Below are 14,386 nucleotides of genomic sequence, written 5' to 3' on the forward strand. Positions count from 1 at the left end.
AGCTCACCAGACAACCGGGAAAACACACCGCGTAACGCGCGATGCAACGCAGCATCGTGCGTACGTCTTCACGCCTGTTTTACGTCGCATCCCGCAATGCGATGCGTGAATCCCGCTGTCGTTTTCAACAAACATTTCAGTCAGGTTCGTGCAGGCATGATCGGGTCATCGGCTTGTCATGCATGTGTGGTTGGGACAGCCGGTCGGATGGGACATACGTCGTCATGACGTCCATCACCACCTGTCTCCACTGCCAAAAGTGCTTATGCTCTGGATCCTGCTGCTGTCACTGTTGCTGCTCACCTGGCTGTTCCTCGCATCTGACAAGTGGGTGTGGTGGAAGGCAAGCCTGATGTCATTGCTGCTGCTGACCCTCAGTGCGTGGTGGTTGATCAACAAGTTGTCCGGTGATGGCCTCAATGCCGCCACCCTGTACCACCTTGGCGCGGACATGGAAGGCGCCGGCATCGCCGACTTCAAGTACTACATCGCCGGCTTCATCGCACTGGCGCTGGTATCGCTCACCCCCTTGCTGCTGGCACGCCTGCGTCGCCGGCACCGACCCGAACACGGCAAGGCAGTCTTCGCCGGCTTCCTGGCGATGTGGTTCGTCGCGATCGTGGTCAGCCCGCTGTACAGCGATGGCCAGCGCCTGTACCAGCAGATGCGCCCGGTCGACTACAGCATGGTCAAGGCCGAGTACCGCGTGCCGCAGCAGCCGCTGACCAAGCCGCGCAACATCGTGTGGATCTACGGCGAAAGCCTGGAACGCACCTATCTCAATGAAACCACCTTCCCCGACCTGATGCCCAACATCAACCGGCTGGCCGCGCAGTCGCTGGACGTGCGCGGGCTGGTCTCGGCCGAAGGCGGTGGCTGGACCATCGCCGGCCTGGTCTCCTCGATGTGCGGCGTGCCGTTGACCACCGCCAAGGAAGATGAGAACAGCATGGGGCGCATGGGCAGCTTCCTGCCCGAAGCGGTCTGCCTCGGCGATTACCTCAAGCAGCAGGGCTACACCAACCACTATCTGGGCGGCGCCAACGGCCAATTCGCGGGCAAGGGCCAGTTCCTGGCCACGCACGGCTTCGATACCGTGGATGATCTGGCCTGGTTCAAGAAGCAGAAGATCACGCGCGCGCATTTCTCGCCGTGGGGCGTGCATGATGATGTGCTGCTGGACAAGGCGTACGACCGCTTCGTGCAGCTCTCGCGCAAGGGCGAGCCGTTCATGCTCACCACGCTGACCATGGACACCCATCATCCCGCCGGTCACCTCCCCGTGGCCTGCAAAGGCACCCGTTACCAGAGCGAGCACGGCAACATCGGCATGCTCAACGCACTCAAGTGCACCGACGGGCTGATCGCCAAACTGGTCGATCGTATCCAGGCCAGTCCGTACGGCGAAGACACGTTGATCGTGATCGCCTCCGATCACCTGGCCATGCCCAACGATCTCAGCCACATCCTGGCCAAGCAGGATCGCGAGAACCTGTTGCTGTTCCTGGGCAAGGACATCGCCCCGCGCCAGCTGACCGCGCCGGCCGGCTCGACGCTGGACTCGGGCGCCACGCTGCTGAGCCTGATCGACCCGGCCATCGATTCGATCGGCTTCGGCCGCTCGCTGCTGCATCCGGAGCATTCGGACAGTGCCAGCGCCGCGGTGTTCCGCGACAACGGCAAGGACTACCCGCGCTACCTCGCGTTCTCGCGCTCGCTGTGGCTGGGCGACAAGACCCGCCAGCTGCGCATCGATGACGACAACCAGGTGGTGATCGGCCTGCAGCACGTGCAGCCGCCGGTGCTGCTGGAGTACGACAAGCATTGGGATCTGAAGTCGGTGTATCTGGAGAACACGTCCAAGCAGTTCGATCTGGCCGACCCATCCAATACGCTGGCCTACGTGGATCGCTGCACTGCGTTCGAGGATGGCTCGGCCGATGGCGACTGGTGCGCGATGCTGGTCAACCAGGACAAGGGCATCAAGCTCTTCCGCGATGACCAGCTGCGCGGTGGCGTGGCGGTGGATGGCCCGCTGGATCCGTTCAACGGCCCGCGCCCGAGCATCCGCCAGGCGCACATGATCACGCAGAAGGGCCGCCGCACCCGCGCCGGGCAGTACATGGTGCAGCTGGTGACCAAGCAGTCGCCGGACCGTGGCTTCTGGATCGAAGCCGTCTCCTCGCAGCGCAAGGTGGTGGTGGCCCAGCAGTGGGTGCAGCCCGATGCAGAAGGCCGCATAAACCTGAGCTTCGGCCTGGACCACGAGGTGGATGATCTGGAAGTGCGCGCCTGGTTGAACCACGCCGAGAAGCTGGCCGTGGATACCTTCGCGCTGGTGCCGTCGCGCCGCGGCAACCGCGGCTGATCCGGCCCTCCCGCCGGGCATGGGGGCGGTCCGTCGTTCGTATCGGGTCCGCTGTCCTTAGCAGGTCTGCTGGTCGTATCGGTAGTGCCGGCCGCTGGCCGGCTCCCGGTTCTCTCTGCATCGTGCAGCTGCCGGCCAGCGGCCGGCACTACCTGGATCAGGGCGCTGCCGGCCGGTGCTACCTCTATCAGCGCGCTGCCGGCCAGCGGCCGGCACTACCTGGATCGCGGCACTACCCGGATCAGGACGCTGCCCGCCAACGGCCGGTACCTACCGGCCTTGTTATGCGTCGGGGTCCGGCGTTGCCGCCGGGTCACGTACCAGATGGATATCCGTCGGTGCGGACAACGCGATCCCGGCGGCGGCAAACTTCTGCAGCATCGTGAAATACAGCTCGCTGCGTGCGCCGTACACCGCACGCGGACCCGAGACGTAGGCGAAACTGTTGATCGCGATCTGCCCATTGGCGATCGAATCGATGAACACCGACGGTGCCGGGTCACTCAGCACGCCCGGGTGATCGGTGTATGCATCCAGCAGGATCTGCCGCAGCGCGGCCACGTCGGTGTTCAACGGCACCGAGAACTGGATCTGGATCCGGCCCTGCGCGTTGCCCATCGTCATGTTGCGGATGGTCTTGGTGATCAGCTCGGAGTTGGGCACGATCAAGGTGGATTTGTCGCCGACCTGGATCTCGGTCGAACGCACGCTGATCCGCTTGATATCCCCTTCCTGGTCGCCCAGCTTGACCCAGTCGCCTATCTTGACCGGCCGCTCGGCCAGCAGGATCAAGCCCGAGACGAAGTTCTGGGTGATCGCCTGCAGGCCGAAGCCGATACCCACCGACAGCGCACTGACCACCAGGGCCAGCTTCTCGAAGCCGATGCCCAGCGCGGTCAGGCCCCACAGCACTGCGGCGATGATGCCGAGATAGCGGGTGACGGTGCTGATCGAGTTGCGTGCACCGGCATCCAGTTCGGTTTTCGGCAGGTAGGTGTCGCTCAGCCAGCGCTGGAACGCCTGCATCACCGCCCAGACCACCAGGAACACCAGCACCGCGTACATCACGCTGCTCGGTCGGAGCGTGGTCTCGCCGATCTTCAGCCCGCCGGACAGCGAATCCAATCCCCCGAGGAAGGCGTTGAGGTTGCCGAACGGTGCGGCCAGCGCCAGCAGGCCGAGCACGATCACGCCCACGCGCAGCACCGCCGAGAGCAGCACGCCGGCCTGCTCCACCCGCGATTCGCTGAGCCCGGTGGTCAATACGATGGTCTGCCCGGCACGGCTGCTGGGCGCGAGCGCCCAGGTGGCCAGGTCATCGGCGAATTTGAGCAGCAGCGAGACGGCCATCAGCACCACCGCGCCCCAGACCAGCTGCTGGGCCACGAACAGCGCGAAGTTGAGATAGCCCAGCAGCGTGGCGATCACCGCCGCTGCCACGGCGATGTGGCCGGCCAGGCGCGCGAGCACGATCCAGCCGCTGCGGCGGGGCGCGCCGCGTACCTTGCCATCGCCACCAGCGCGGGGATCGGCACGTGCTTCGGCTTCGGCAGCTTCAGCCGCCTGGCGGTTGTGCATGCGCGCCAGCGAAACCAGGATCGCGATGATCAACGCCATGTACGTGAGCGCGATCAGCCCATCCACGGCCACCGTGGTGACTTCGCTGGTACGTGCCGCGCGGTCCAGGGCGACCAGCATGATGCTCAGCCAGGTCAGGCCGGCCGCGCCCCAGGCGTACTTGCGCAGGCGCCAGGCCGCGCTGTCATCCAGCGACAGCAGCCGCCACGACGGCCGCTTGGGCACCAGCAGGCAGGCACTGAGCGCAGCGATGAAGGCGGCCACGAAGGTGGCCACTTCGAAGGTCTGGGCCACCGACTGCAGGCGCGGCGGGATCGCGCCGATCGCATCCAGTGACTCGACCAGTGCCACCGCCGCCAGGCCGGGCAGCAGGGTGCCGACCAGCAGCAGCCACACCGCCAGCCCGGAGCGACGCAGGCGGCCATCCGGTGCGCGCTCGGAGGCAGCGAAGCGCCGGCCCAGCGCGCGCAGCCACAGCCGCAGGGGGAAGAACATCACCAGGGCCACGCCCAGGCCGATCAGCGGCGCGGTCCAGCCGTGCCGGGCGATCGCCTTGCGCGCGGCGTCCACGCCCATGTGGTACAGGATCGCCAAGCGATCCACATCGCCCGGCACATCCTTGGCGAAGCTGCGCCACAGCGCCGGCGACAACGGCGAGGCGACCTTGCGGGTCAGCTGTTCGCTGAACTGGGTGACCCGCATCTTCTCGATCCGCTCGCCGAGCTGCCTGGCGTCCACCGAAAGCAGCTTGGCGCGGGCGATCTGCGCGTTGATATCGGCCTTCTGCTGGTTCAGCGCCTTGCGCTGCCGGCTGACCTCCGGTGGCTCGACGGTACCTTCGGCCACCTCGCCCAGCTGCGACAGGCGCGCGTCCACCTGCTTGAGCTGCGGGTCCAGTGCACTCTGCAGGCCGTCCGCATCGCGCTGGACGGCCAGCGCGCGGTCGGACAGCGCCTTGAGGGTCTCGGTGGTGGCCGCATCCTCCAGGTCGTCATTGATCGACCGGAAGGTTTTTTCGGCCTGGGTCAACTGCTTGGCAGGGTCCGGATCCGGGTCGCCGGCCTGGGCCAGCGCGATCGGCGCGGCGCCGAGCCAGGCGAACAACAGCAGCCACGACAACGACCGCACCACAAACGAAGAATGACGAAGCGACACGCCAGCACCAACGGTTCGCGCGGACCACCGCGCCTGCCCGCGACTATAAACCGGGCCCCGTTCAGAACAGGTATGCGGCCCTCAGTACTTCAGGCGGAGCTCTTCGACCTGCGGCTGCAGGCGCGCGTACCAGTCCTGGAACTCTTCTTCGGTGATCTCCTCCGGCGCGTAGACCGCGATCTCGTCCCAGGCATGATCGGTCGGCAGCGGCTGCCGCGGCCCGGCACGCAGGGTATAGGTCACGCCCTCATGGTCGAGCACGTCGTCGGCGGTCTCCCGCTGCTGGCGGGCAAAGCCGGTTTCGCTCTTGAGCAGAATCACCTGGTACATCCGCATCTCCATCGCTGTTGAAAGAAGCGCTCATGGCGCCCCTGCCCAGCATAGCGCCGCCCACGCGGCCGGAGCATGACGCATCGACAACGCAGCGTTCTCGACGCCGTACTCGCCTCGGCTTCACCCGGCCGTGGCAGCAGGCCCGGCATCGTGGGATCGCATTCCCACCAGCCGTTGCCCATGACCACACATCCCGACCTGAAGACCGTTCCCGACCTCAAGCTGCCGCGTTACCTGGGCACCTGGTACGAGATCGCCCGCCTGCCCATGAAGCACGAGCCGGAAGGCTGCACCGATGTGTCCGCGCATTACAGCCTGAAGGACAATGGCCATGTCGCCGTGGTCAACCGCTGCCGCATGGGCAACGAGATCGAGGAAGCCGACGGTGAGGCCTGCCCGGTCGATAACGACACCGCGCGGCTGGAGGTCAGCTTCCTGCCGAAGGGCCTGCGCTGGCTGCCCTTCACCAAGGGCGACTACTGGGTGATCCAGATCGCCCCGGACTACAGTGTCTCGCTGGTCGGCAGCCCGGACCGCAAGTACCTGTGGCTGCTCTCACGTACCCCCACGCTCGATCGCACCACGCAGGAGCATTATCTGGCGCAGGCGCGGCTGCAGGGCTTCGACCTGTCCGAGCTGATCCAGACCCCGCATACCGGCCATCCCACCGCCTGAGGCCGCAATGGATCTGAAGAGCGGTTACCCGTTCTGGGCCGTGCGCAACGGCCTGATGCATGCGTTTCCACCGCTGGAAAACGATCTGAACTGCGAGGTGCTGGTGGTCGGTGGCGGTATCAGCGGTGCGCTGATCGCCGACGAGCTGTGCGCGCACGGCCATGACGTGGCGCTGATCGAACAGCGCGATATCGGCTGGGGCAGCACGGCGGCCAGCACCGCGCTGCTGCAGTATGAGATCGACACCCACCTGATCGACCTGGCCCAGCGCTACGGCGAGGAGGCTGCCGTACGGGCCTACCAGGCGTGTGCCGATGCCATTCCGGCCATCTGCGAGGTGGCCGCGCCGTTCCGCGATGTGGATTGCCATCGCATGGCCAGCCTCTACTACGCGAGCAAGCGTGGGCATCAGGCCGTACTGGCCGAAGAATGCGCGCTGCGTGCCAAGCATGGTTTCGACGTGCGCTGGCTGGACAGCGACAGCGTCGCGGACAAGTACGGCATCCGCGCGCCGGGGGCGATCCTCAGCGCGCTCGCCGCACGCATCGATCCGTACCGGCTGACCTACCGCCTGCTGATGCGGCTGCACAAGCGTGGCTGCGGGGTCTACGACCGCACCGTGCTCGACACGCTCACCCCCACCGCGCGTGGCGTCACCGCCACCACCCTGGGCGGTGCACGCATCCGGGCCCGGCATGTGGTGCTGGCCACCGGCTATGCCGGACAGCGCTGGTTGAAGCCCTCGGTGGCCCGCAACCGCAGCAGCTACGCCTTCATCACCGACCCGATCCACCCGGATCTGCTCGGTCCGCTGCGTGAAACGATGGCCTGGGAATCGGCGCGCCCCTACCTCTACCTGCGCAGTACCGGCGAAAACCGGCTGCTGATCGGCGGCGAAGACGACGCCATCGATCTCCCGGCGCGGCGCGACCGGCGTGTGGAGAGCAAGACCGGCAAGCTGCTCAAGAAGACCGCCAAGCTGTTTCCGCACCTGCCGCTGCAGCCGGCCTTCTCCTGGGGCGGCACCTTCGCCGAGACCCACGATGGCCTGCCCTTCTTCGGTCCACACCCACAGTGGGGGCCGCGGGTGCTGTTCGCGATGGCCTACGGCGGCAACGGCATCACCTACTCCATGATCGGCGCCGGGCTGCTGCGGTCGCGGATCGAGCGCCGCCGGCATCCGCTGGCCGAGCTGTTCGGATTTGAGCGCCTGGGCTGAGTTCCCCTTGCAACGCACGCCATGACAGGCATCATTCAAACTACGGCTGCTAGCGTCAGCGCTGTCGGCCGTCCCGCCTGTCTGCTCCGGAGCCTCTCATGATCCGCCTGCTTCCCCTGCTGCTGTGCCTGTCCCTGCCCGGTGTGGCGCTGGCCCAGTCTGCCGCAGGCGCCACCGGCCCGCAGTCCGCCACCGGGCTGGACCTGAGCATCCCCGACGCCCCGCTGCAGTACCTGAGCGACCAGTCCCTGCGCGGCGATCCGCCCGGCACCTTCTACGGCGACCGCACCGGCCGGCGCTCCACCGACCGGGCCGCCAACGGCATCGCCCACGTGACCGACGACAAACTGCGGGTCAACGGCAGCGTCACCACCGGCATCGGCTACGCGAAGAATTTCGGCAACACCCATTACAACGCCGCCGAGCTCAACCTGAGCAAGAACTACACGTCCGACGAAGGCAATACGCGCAACGTCAACGTCAACATCCGGGTGAGCGAAGGCAAGGGCCCGGGCTTCTTCGGCCCGTACGGCTATGACGGTTTCGATGGCTACGGCGGCTACGGCCGTGGGCCCGGCTACTGGGATTACCCGGCGCGCTGGTAAGCGCTGCAGCGGTGGGACACTCACGCGGACGGCCGGGGCAACGCGGCCGTTCGTGCATCCGTGCGCCGTGACGCGGGATCAGTCCCACCAGCCATCGCGCTTGCTGGCCAGTACGCGGCCATCGTGACCGCTCATGCGTACTTCCACGCGCTGGTTGCGGGCATTGCGTGCATCCAGCGTCCAGGTGGCGCCATCGCGCTCGAGCGACTCGATCTGCGTCAGCCCGGCCTTGCCGGCCAGCGCCAGGATCTGCCCGGCATCCAGCAGCGCGCGGCCATCGCGCGGGTCGAAGATCTCACCCTTGGTGTCATCGATGATCACTTCATCGACGGTGCCGTCCTTGCGGGTCACATCCGCCTCCCACACGCCATCATCGTGCTCCAGTTCGTGCACCTGGGTGTAGCCGGCCGCGCTGAGCCTGGCCTGCACCTGGGCGGCGGACAGGTTGGCGGCGAAGGCCGGGGTGGCGAACAGGGCGGCGGCCAGGGTGGTAGCGGCAATCATCGTCTTCATGGGAATCCTTGAGGGGGCGCCGGTCCATTCCGGCACCGCCAGTCTGGCCACCACGCCTAACCGGACCATGAGGGGCACTGTTAGATACTGTTTAGACATCCCCGGTATACCGGTGGCCTGCCCTTTGCCCTGCGTGCCCGCATGTCCGCCCTGTCCCTGATGCTGCCCCTGCTGTTGACCCTGGCCCCGCAGGACCCGATGCGGGTGCTCGACGGTGGCAGCCGCCAGCAGGACAGCGTGCGCCAGGCGGTCCGGCAGGGCCGTTTCGTCCCGCTGGAACAGGTGGTGGCCGATGCACTGCGGCGCTATCCCGGCAAGCTCATCGAAGTGGAGCTGGATGAGGACACCTACGAGGTCGAGATCCTCGGCCCGGACGGCGTGGTGATGGAGCTGGACTACGATGCGGCCACCGGCCGCCTGCTGAAAATGGAAAAAGACTGATGCGCGTGCTGCTTGCCGAAGATGACGCCCTGCTCGCCCGCCGCCTGCAGACGCTGCTGGAAGACGCCGGCTACGTGGTCATCCACAGTGCGGAGGGCCGGGACGCCGAGTACCAGGGCCAGATCGAAGACATCGCCGCGGCCGTGGTCGATCTGGGCCTGCCGGGCCTGGACGGGCTGAGCGTGATCGAGCGCTGGCGCCAGGCGGGCCGGGACTTCCCGGTGCTGGTACTGACCGCCCGCGCCCGCTGGCACGACAAACTGGCCGGCTTCGATGCCGGCGCCGATGATTATCTGACCAAGCCGTTCCAGCCCGAAGAGCTACTGCTGCGCCTGCGCGCCCTGATCCGCCGCAGCGCCGGTCATGCGCATCCGCGCCTGCAGTGCGGCCCACTGGTGCTGGACGTCAATGCCGGCCGCTTCGAGCTGGACGGTGCGCCGCTTGCGCTCAGCGCGCAGGAACACCGCATCCTCAGTTACTTCATGCATCACCCCGATACCGTGCTGAGCCGCGCGCGGCTGGGCGAGAACGTCTACGAGGACGGCTTCGATCCGGACTCCAACACGCTGGACGTGCTGATCGGGCGGATCCGCCGCAAGCTGGGCAGCGCGTTGATCCACACCCACCGCGGGCAGGGCTTCCGCCTCTCGGCGACGCCATGACCACCGGCTCGCTGCGCACCCGCCTGCTGGTGGCCGGTGGCCTGGGCCTGGTACTGGTCTCCGCGCTGGCCACCTGGTGGCTGGGCGCGATGTTCGAGCGCTCGGCACGCACCGCGATGGACGAGCGCCTGGGCAACGACCTGATCGCGGTGCTGGCACTGGCCGAGAGCGATGCCAACGGGCAGCTGCACTGGCGCGACACCCTGGCCGACGAGCGCTACCGGCGCGTGTTCTCCGGCGACTACTGGCAGGTGCTGGACGCGCAGGGCCGCCCGCTTGGGCAATCGCGCTCGCTGTGGGATGACGCGCTGGCCGCCCCGACCGCGCTGCACCCGGGGCCGGCGCAGGCCTTCGATGCCACCGGCCCGTTGAAGCAATCACTGCGCGTGCTGGCCCAGCAGGTGACCCTGCCGCGCGCCGCCGCACCGGTGATCGTCATGGTCGCCACCGACCGCAGCCAGCTGGATGCCCAGGTTGCCAGTTTCCGGCAGCGCACCGCACTGGCCCTGGCCGTGCTGATCGCACTGTGGTTCGCCGTACTGGTCACCCAGGTGCATTACGGGCTGCGGCCGCTGGCCGAACTGGGCCGCATCGCCGGACAGGTCCGCAACGGCGAGAACGTGCGCTTCCCGCAGCAGGGCCTGGTCAAGGAAGTCGCGCCGCTGGCCGGCCAGCTCAATGCGCTGCTCGATCACCACCAGCGCATGGTGGTGCGCGCCCGCCGCAGCGCCGAAGACCTCGCGCATGCGCTGAAGACACCGCTGACCGTGCTCATCACCGAAGCCGAGGGGGATGGCAGCGACTGGCGCCAGACCCTGCGCAGCGAGACCGCGCGCATGCAGGCCAGCATCGATCGTTACCTCGCTGCAGGCCTGGGCGCGGACAGCCAGCAGCGCACGCCGGTGGCGCCGGTGGTGAGCGCGCTGTGCGGGCTGATGCAGCGCGTACATGCCGCGCGCGGGCTGCGTTTCACGTGCGACAGCGAGGATGCCGCCGTGTTCGCCGGTGCGCGCGAGGACCTGGAAGAGATGCTCGGCAACCTGCTCGACAATGCCGGCAAGTGGGCCGCGCAGGCGGTGCGGGTGGACGTGGCACGGGACAGCAAGCAGCTACGCATCACCGTGGCCGATGATGGCCCGGGACTCCCGCCAGCGCAGCTGGAGCGCGTGCTGGAACGCGGCGTGCGGCTGGATGAGCGCGCGTCGGGCAGCGGGCTGGGATTGTCGATCGTGGCCGACATCGCCGAGAGCTACGGTGGCACGCTGGTCCTGGCCAATGACACGCCGGGGTTGCAGGCGACGGTGACGTTGCCGGCAGGCGGAGCAGCCACCGGGTAGAGCCGACCGTTGGTCGGCTGCTTTTCGCGAACACCCCAACGCGCCCAGGTGCGCGCCAGCTTGCCAGCATTAGAGCACCTGCTACGAACACCGGTCGGAGTCGGGCGCGTGGCGACGCGTTCTTCTCCACGGCGCCCCCCTGCCTGTCATGCGCGCATCCACCAGCAATCAATGGCATCCAGCACGATGTGGATGATCAGTCCGATCCCGAACAGGCGCGTCTTCTTCGGTACGCACAGCCCCGCATACACCGCGATCGCCGGGGCGGTGTGCAGTGGATGGAACCCGATGCTGCAGCGGTTCGGGGCGTAGATCGGATCGGCCAGCAGGTGGTCCAGATCGATGATCCAGCCCAGCAGCATCAGCACCCAGGCGGACAGGAAGCGCTTGCGCCAGAACATCCACGCCAGCAGCGCGGGGACGGCCGCATGCAGGAACAGATGAAAGATCGCGCGCGCGCTCATGCCGGTGTCGGGTGCCTTGCAAAGACCGCCGGGCAATGCCCGGCGTTACGGACAGCCGGGTGCGGCCCGAAGGCCGTTACCCGTAAACGCTGGCTTACGTCAGCGGCTCGTCGGACAGGTAGGTGTAGCCGGTCAGGCCGGCCTCCAGTGCCTCGGACAGTTCCTGCGCGCGCTCGGGCGAGAGCTTCGCCGCCGCCACGCGCTCGGCATAGCTCGCCCGCAGATCGGCCAGGCTGTAGCCCACGTAGTCGAGCATCACATCGGTGGTGTCACCGCGGCGCTGCTGGGTAATCGCGTAGCCATCGGCATCGGCCAGCACTTCCACCGCATCCGTGTCGCCGAACAGATTGTGGATGTCGCCCAGGATTTCCTGGTACGCACCGACCATGAAGAACGCGATGCGGTAGCTTTCGCCCGACTTCAGCGCATGCAGCGGCAGCGAGGTGTCCAGGCTCTCGTTCTCGACATAGGTTTTCACCATGCCGTCCGAATCGCAGGTCATGTCCGCGATGATGCCGCGGCGCTCGGGCTGCTCGTTCAGGCGCTCGATCGGCACGATCGGGAACACCTGGTCGATCGCCCACGCATCGGGAATCGATTCGAACACGCTGAAGTTGACGAAGTACTTGTCCACCAGGCGTTCGTTCAACTCGTCCAGCGCCGGGCGATGGCTCTTCTCGTCATAGCTCAGGCGGGCACGCACGGCATGGGCGATGGCGTAGAACAGGTCATCGATGCGGGCGCGCTGCGGCAGGTCGATCTGGCCCAGGGCATAGCTGGCAAGGCCTTCGGCATGGAAATGCTGCGCTTCCTGGAACAGCTCCACCGCCGGGCGCTCGTCGAGCTCGGCGTGGATTTCGCGCAGGTGGCGGATCGCCGCCGGCTCGTCGTCGTGCTGGTCCGGCACGCGCCCTTCCTGCGCCTCTTCCACTTCGGAAACGTTGGCGATCAGCACCGCGTGGTGCGCAGTCATCGCGCGGCCGCACTCGGTGACGATCCGCGGCGGGGTCAGGCCGTGTTCTTCGCAGGCATTGGCCAGCGGCTGCACGATGTTGCTGGCGTAGGAGTTCAGGCCGTAGTTGATCGAGCAGAAGCTGCGCGAGCGGGTGCCTTCGTAATCCACGCCCAGGCCACCGCCGACGTCCACGTGGGTGATCTTCGCGCCCAGGCGCGACAGTTCCACGAAATAGCGGGTGGCTTCGCGCATGCCGTTGGCGATGTCGCGCACGTTGGAGATCTGCGAGCCCATGTGGAAATGCAGCAGGCTCAGGCAGTCGGCGTATTCGGTATCGCGCAGCGACTTCCACAGGTCCAGCAGCTGGCGCGGCGAGAGGCCGAACTTGGCCTTGTCGCCGCCGCTGTTCTGCCACTTGCCCGCGCCCAGCGAGGCCAGGCGCATGCGCACGCCGAGGCCCGGCTTCACGTCCAGCGCCTTGGATTCCTCCAGCACCAGCTTCAGCTCGGAGGGCTTCTCGATGACGATGAAGGTCTGCAGGCCCAGCTTGCGGCCGATCAGGGCCAGGCGGATGTACTCGCGGTCCTTGTAGCCGTTGCAGACGATCAGGCCACCCGGGCGCGACAGCGCCAGCACGGCCATCAGCTCGGGCTTGCTGCCCGCTTCCAGGCCGAAGCCCTCGCCGTGGTGGCTGGCCAGGGTGCCGGCCACGCCGCGGTGCTGGTTGACCTTGATCGGGTACACGGCGGTGTAGCCGCCCGGGTACTCCCAATCGGCCTGGGCCTGCGCGAACGCGGCCTGCAGCTTGCCCAGGCGCTGGCCCAGGATGTCCGGGAAGCGCACCAGCAGCGGCAGCTTGGCGCCGGCCTCGCGGGCGGCGTCCACGATCTTGGGCAAGGACACCACCGGGCCGTCCTGGCCAGTCGGTCTCACCACCATGTGTCCTGCCTGATCCACGTCGAAGTAACCATCCGCCCAATGCGGAATCGAGTAGGTCTTGCGGGCTTGGTCGAGGGACCAATCGGTCATTTCAGTGGGCCTGGTTGGTAAAAAAGGGGGTGCATGATAACGCCTATGTGGCGACAGCTCCGTTATCATGCGCGCCCGCGCCCGTGCTCAGGCTTGAAACCTGAACGGGCCAACCCGTCCGGACGTGGCTTGCGCCACGCGGCACCGCCGCCAGCCCGGCTCCACCACCCTTCCGAACAGGACTGCTTCTCCATGACTGACAACAACAACTGGTACATCGAACACTTCGAGCGCACCGGCTCGGCCATCGGCTACCGCCTGACCGGCAAGCTGGATGAAGTGCAGTCGCCGTTCCAGAAGATCGAGATCTTCGCGACCACCGACTGGGGCAACCTGATGACCATCGATGGCGCCATCATGTTGACCAGCAAGGACAACTTCTTCTATCACGAGATGATCAGCCACCCGGTACTGTTCACCCACGCCGCGCCCAAGCGCGTGGTGATCATCGGCGGCGGCGACTGCGGCACCCTGCGCGAAGTGCTCAAGCACAAGGGCGTGGAGAGCGTGACCCAGTGCGACATCGACGAGCAGGTGACGGTGATGGCGCGCAAGCACTTCCCGGAACTGTGCGATTCCAACGACGACCCGCGCGCCGAGCTGATGTTCGACGACGGCGTGGCCTACATGGCCAACTGCCCGGCCGGCAGCGTGGACGTGGTGATCGTCGATTCCACCGACCCGGTCGGCCCGGGCGAAGGCCTGTTCAACAAGGCCTTCTACGAGAGCTGCTTCAAGGCCCTGAAGGACGACGGCATCCTGGTGCAGCAGTCCGAATCGCCGCTGATGCAGCTGGACCTGATCAACGAAATGCGCACCGAGATGGGCAAGGCCGGCTTCGGTTCGTTCAAGACCCTGCCGTTCCCGCAGCCGTGCTACCCGACCGGCTGGTGGAGCGTGACCCTGGCCCGCAAGGGCGAGAGCAGCTTCGACTTCCGCCAGGCCGATTCGGCTGGCAAGTCGTTCGAGACGCTGTACTACACCGCCGCCCTGCACACCGGCGTGCTCGTGACCCCGCCGTTCGTGGCAGCGGCCCTGAAGGGCTGATCGAA

The 14,386-nt window shown here is 66.9% G+C and carries 13 protein-coding genes; 8 read left to right on the forward strand and 5 right to left on the reverse strand.

What is annotated here, in order from left to right:
* Positions 1-265 precede the first annotated feature (265 nt).
* On the forward strand, positions 266-2,368 hold the full coding sequence (locus NJD74_RS13280) for a phosphoglycerol transferase I (RefSeq protein ID WP_319624322.1): 2,103 nt from the start codon (positions 266-268) through the stop codon (positions 2,366-2,368).
* A gap of 282 nt (positions 2,369-2,650) precedes the next feature.
* Here the strand turns inward: NJD74_RS13280 and NJD74_RS13285 are convergent, their stop codons facing one another.
* Both NJD74_RS13285 and NJD74_RS13290 read right to left on the reverse strand, forming a co-directional pair.
* Complete coding sequence (locus NJD74_RS13285; RefSeq protein ID WP_319624323.1) at positions 2,651-5,065, reverse strand: DUF3772 domain-containing protein; 2,415 nt, start codon at positions 5,063-5,065, stop codon at positions 2,651-2,653.
* Positions 5,066-5,182: 117 nt separating this feature from the next.
* Positions 5,183-5,431 (reverse strand): hypothetical protein, encoded by a 249-nt coding sequence (locus NJD74_RS13290; protein ID WP_026070111.1) that lies wholly within the window; start codon positions 5,429-5,431, stop codon positions 5,183-5,185.
* Between the two features lie 183 nt (positions 5,432-5,614).
* Here NJD74_RS13290 and NJD74_RS13295 point away from each other — a divergent pair, with 183 nt between their 5' ends.
* The 3 genes from NJD74_RS13295 (at position 5,615) to NJD74_RS13305 (ending at position 7,933) form a co-directional block, all read left to right on the forward strand.
* Positions 5,615-6,109 (forward strand): lipocalin family protein, encoded by a 495-nt coding sequence (locus tag NJD74_RS13295; protein WP_046273045.1) that lies wholly within the window; start codon positions 5,615-5,617, stop codon positions 6,107-6,109.
* Positions 6,110-6,116: 7 nt separating this feature from the next.
* Positions 6,117-7,328: an FAD-dependent oxidoreductase gene (locus NJD74_RS13300; RefSeq protein WP_319624324.1), complete on the forward strand. Its 1,212-nt coding sequence runs from the start codon at positions 6,117-6,119 to the stop codon at positions 7,326-7,328.
* A 98-nt stretch (positions 7,329-7,426) separates the two neighbouring features.
* A complete protein-coding gene (locus tag NJD74_RS13305) occupies positions 7,427-7,933 on the forward strand; it encodes a hypothetical protein (protein WP_019185267.1) in 507 nt (168 codons plus the stop codon).
* A 78-nt stretch (positions 7,934-8,011) separates the two neighbouring features.
* On the opposite strand, the gene NJD74_RS13310 is transcribed toward NJD74_RS13305, so the two are convergent.
* Entirely contained in the window at positions 8,012-8,446 is a 435-nt protein-coding gene (locus NJD74_RS13310) for a PepSY domain-containing protein (protein WP_019185266.1), read from the reverse strand.
* Positions 8,447-8,644: 198 nt separating this feature from the next.
* On the opposite strand from NJD74_RS13310, the gene NJD74_RS13315 reads away from it, so the two are divergent.
* From NJD74_RS13315 to NJD74_RS13325, 3 genes are read left to right on the forward strand one after another with little or no spacing between them, the layout of a single operon-like run.
* Positions 8,645-8,887 (forward strand): PepSY domain-containing protein, encoded by a 243-nt coding sequence (locus NJD74_RS13315; protein WP_046273066.1) that lies wholly within the window; start codon positions 8,645-8,647, stop codon positions 8,885-8,887.
* On the forward strand, positions 8,887-9,549 hold the full coding sequence (locus NJD74_RS13320; protein WP_019185264.1) for a response regulator transcription factor: 663 nt from the start codon (positions 8,887-8,889) through the stop codon (positions 9,547-9,549). The genes NJD74_RS13315 and NJD74_RS13320 overlap by 1 nt, the downstream gene beginning before the upstream one ends.
* Positions 9,546-10,886: a sensor histidine kinase gene (locus NJD74_RS13325; RefSeq protein WP_102788632.1), complete on the forward strand. Its 1,341-nt coding sequence runs from the start codon at positions 9,546-9,548 to the stop codon at positions 10,884-10,886. Before NJD74_RS13320 ends, NJD74_RS13325 begins: the two co-directional genes overlap by 4 nt.
* A 146-nt stretch (positions 10,887-11,032) precedes the next feature.
* Here the strand turns inward: NJD74_RS13325 and NJD74_RS13330 are convergent, their stop codons facing one another.
* Entirely contained in the window at positions 11,033-11,350 is a 318-nt protein-coding gene (locus NJD74_RS13330; protein ID WP_070426137.1) for a DUF6122 family protein, read from the reverse strand.
* 94 nt (positions 11,351-11,444) lie between these two features.
* Complete coding sequence (gene speA, locus NJD74_RS13335; protein ID WP_070426138.1) at positions 11,445-13,334, reverse strand: arginine decarboxylase; 1,890 nt, start codon at positions 13,332-13,334, stop codon at positions 11,445-11,447.
* A 192-nt stretch (positions 13,335-13,526) separates the two neighbouring features.
* Here speA and speE point away from each other — a divergent pair, with 192 nt between their 5' ends.
* Positions 13,527-14,381, forward strand: coding sequence for a polyamine aminopropyltransferase (gene speE / locus NJD74_RS13340; RefSeq protein ID WP_319624325.1), 855 nt, complete (start codon positions 13,527-13,529; stop codon positions 14,379-14,381).
* Positions 14,382-14,386: the final 5 nt, after the last annotated feature.

This window comes from Stenotrophomonas sp. RG-453, assembly GCF_033843685.1.
Classification (GTDB): Bacteria; Pseudomonadota; Gammaproteobacteria; order Xanthomonadales; family Xanthomonadaceae; genus Stenotrophomonas; species Stenotrophomonas bentonitica_A.

Coding starts and splice junctions, on each gene's coding strand:
- NJD74_RS13280 (WP_319624322.1), top strand. CDS start 266: ATGCTCTGGATCCTGCTGCTGTCACTGTTGCTGCTCACCTGGCTGTTC.
- NJD74_RS13290 (WP_026070111.1), bottom strand. CDS start 5,431: ATGTACCAGGTGATTCTGCTCAAGAGCGAAACCGGCTTTGCCCGCCAG.
- NJD74_RS13295 (WP_046273045.1), top strand. CDS start 5,615: ATGACCACACATCCCGACCTGAAGACCGTTCCCGACCTCAAGCTGCCG.
- NJD74_RS13300 (WP_319624324.1), top strand. CDS start 6,117: ATGGATCTGAAGAGCGGTTACCCGTTCTGGGCCGTGCGCAACGGCCTG.
- NJD74_RS13305 (WP_019185267.1), top strand. CDS start 7,427: ATGATCCGCCTGCTTCCCCTGCTGCTGTGCCTGTCCCTGCCCGGTGTG.
- NJD74_RS13310 (WP_019185266.1), bottom strand. CDS start 8,446: ATGAAGACGATGATTGCCGCTACCACCCTGGCCGCCGCCCTGTTCGCC.
- NJD74_RS13315 (WP_046273066.1), top strand. CDS start 8,645: ATGCGGGTGCTCGACGGTGGCAGCCGCCAGCAGGACAGCGTGCGCCAG.
- NJD74_RS13320 (WP_019185264.1), top strand. CDS start 8,887: ATGCGCGTGCTGCTTGCCGAAGATGACGCCCTGCTCGCCCGCCGCCTG.
- NJD74_RS13325 (WP_102788632.1), top strand. CDS start 9,546: ATGACCACCGGCTCGCTGCGCACCCGCCTGCTGGTGGCCGGTGGCCTG.
- NJD74_RS13330 (WP_070426137.1), bottom strand. CDS start 11,350: ATGAGCGCGCGCGCGATCTTTCATCTGTTCCTGCATGCGGCCGTCCCC.
- speA (WP_070426138.1), bottom strand. CDS start 13,334: ATGACCGATTGGTCCCTCGACCAAGCCCGCAAGACCTACTCGATTCCG.
- speE (WP_319624325.1), top strand. CDS start 13,527: ATGACTGACAACAACAACTGGTACATCGAACACTTCGAGCGCACCGGC.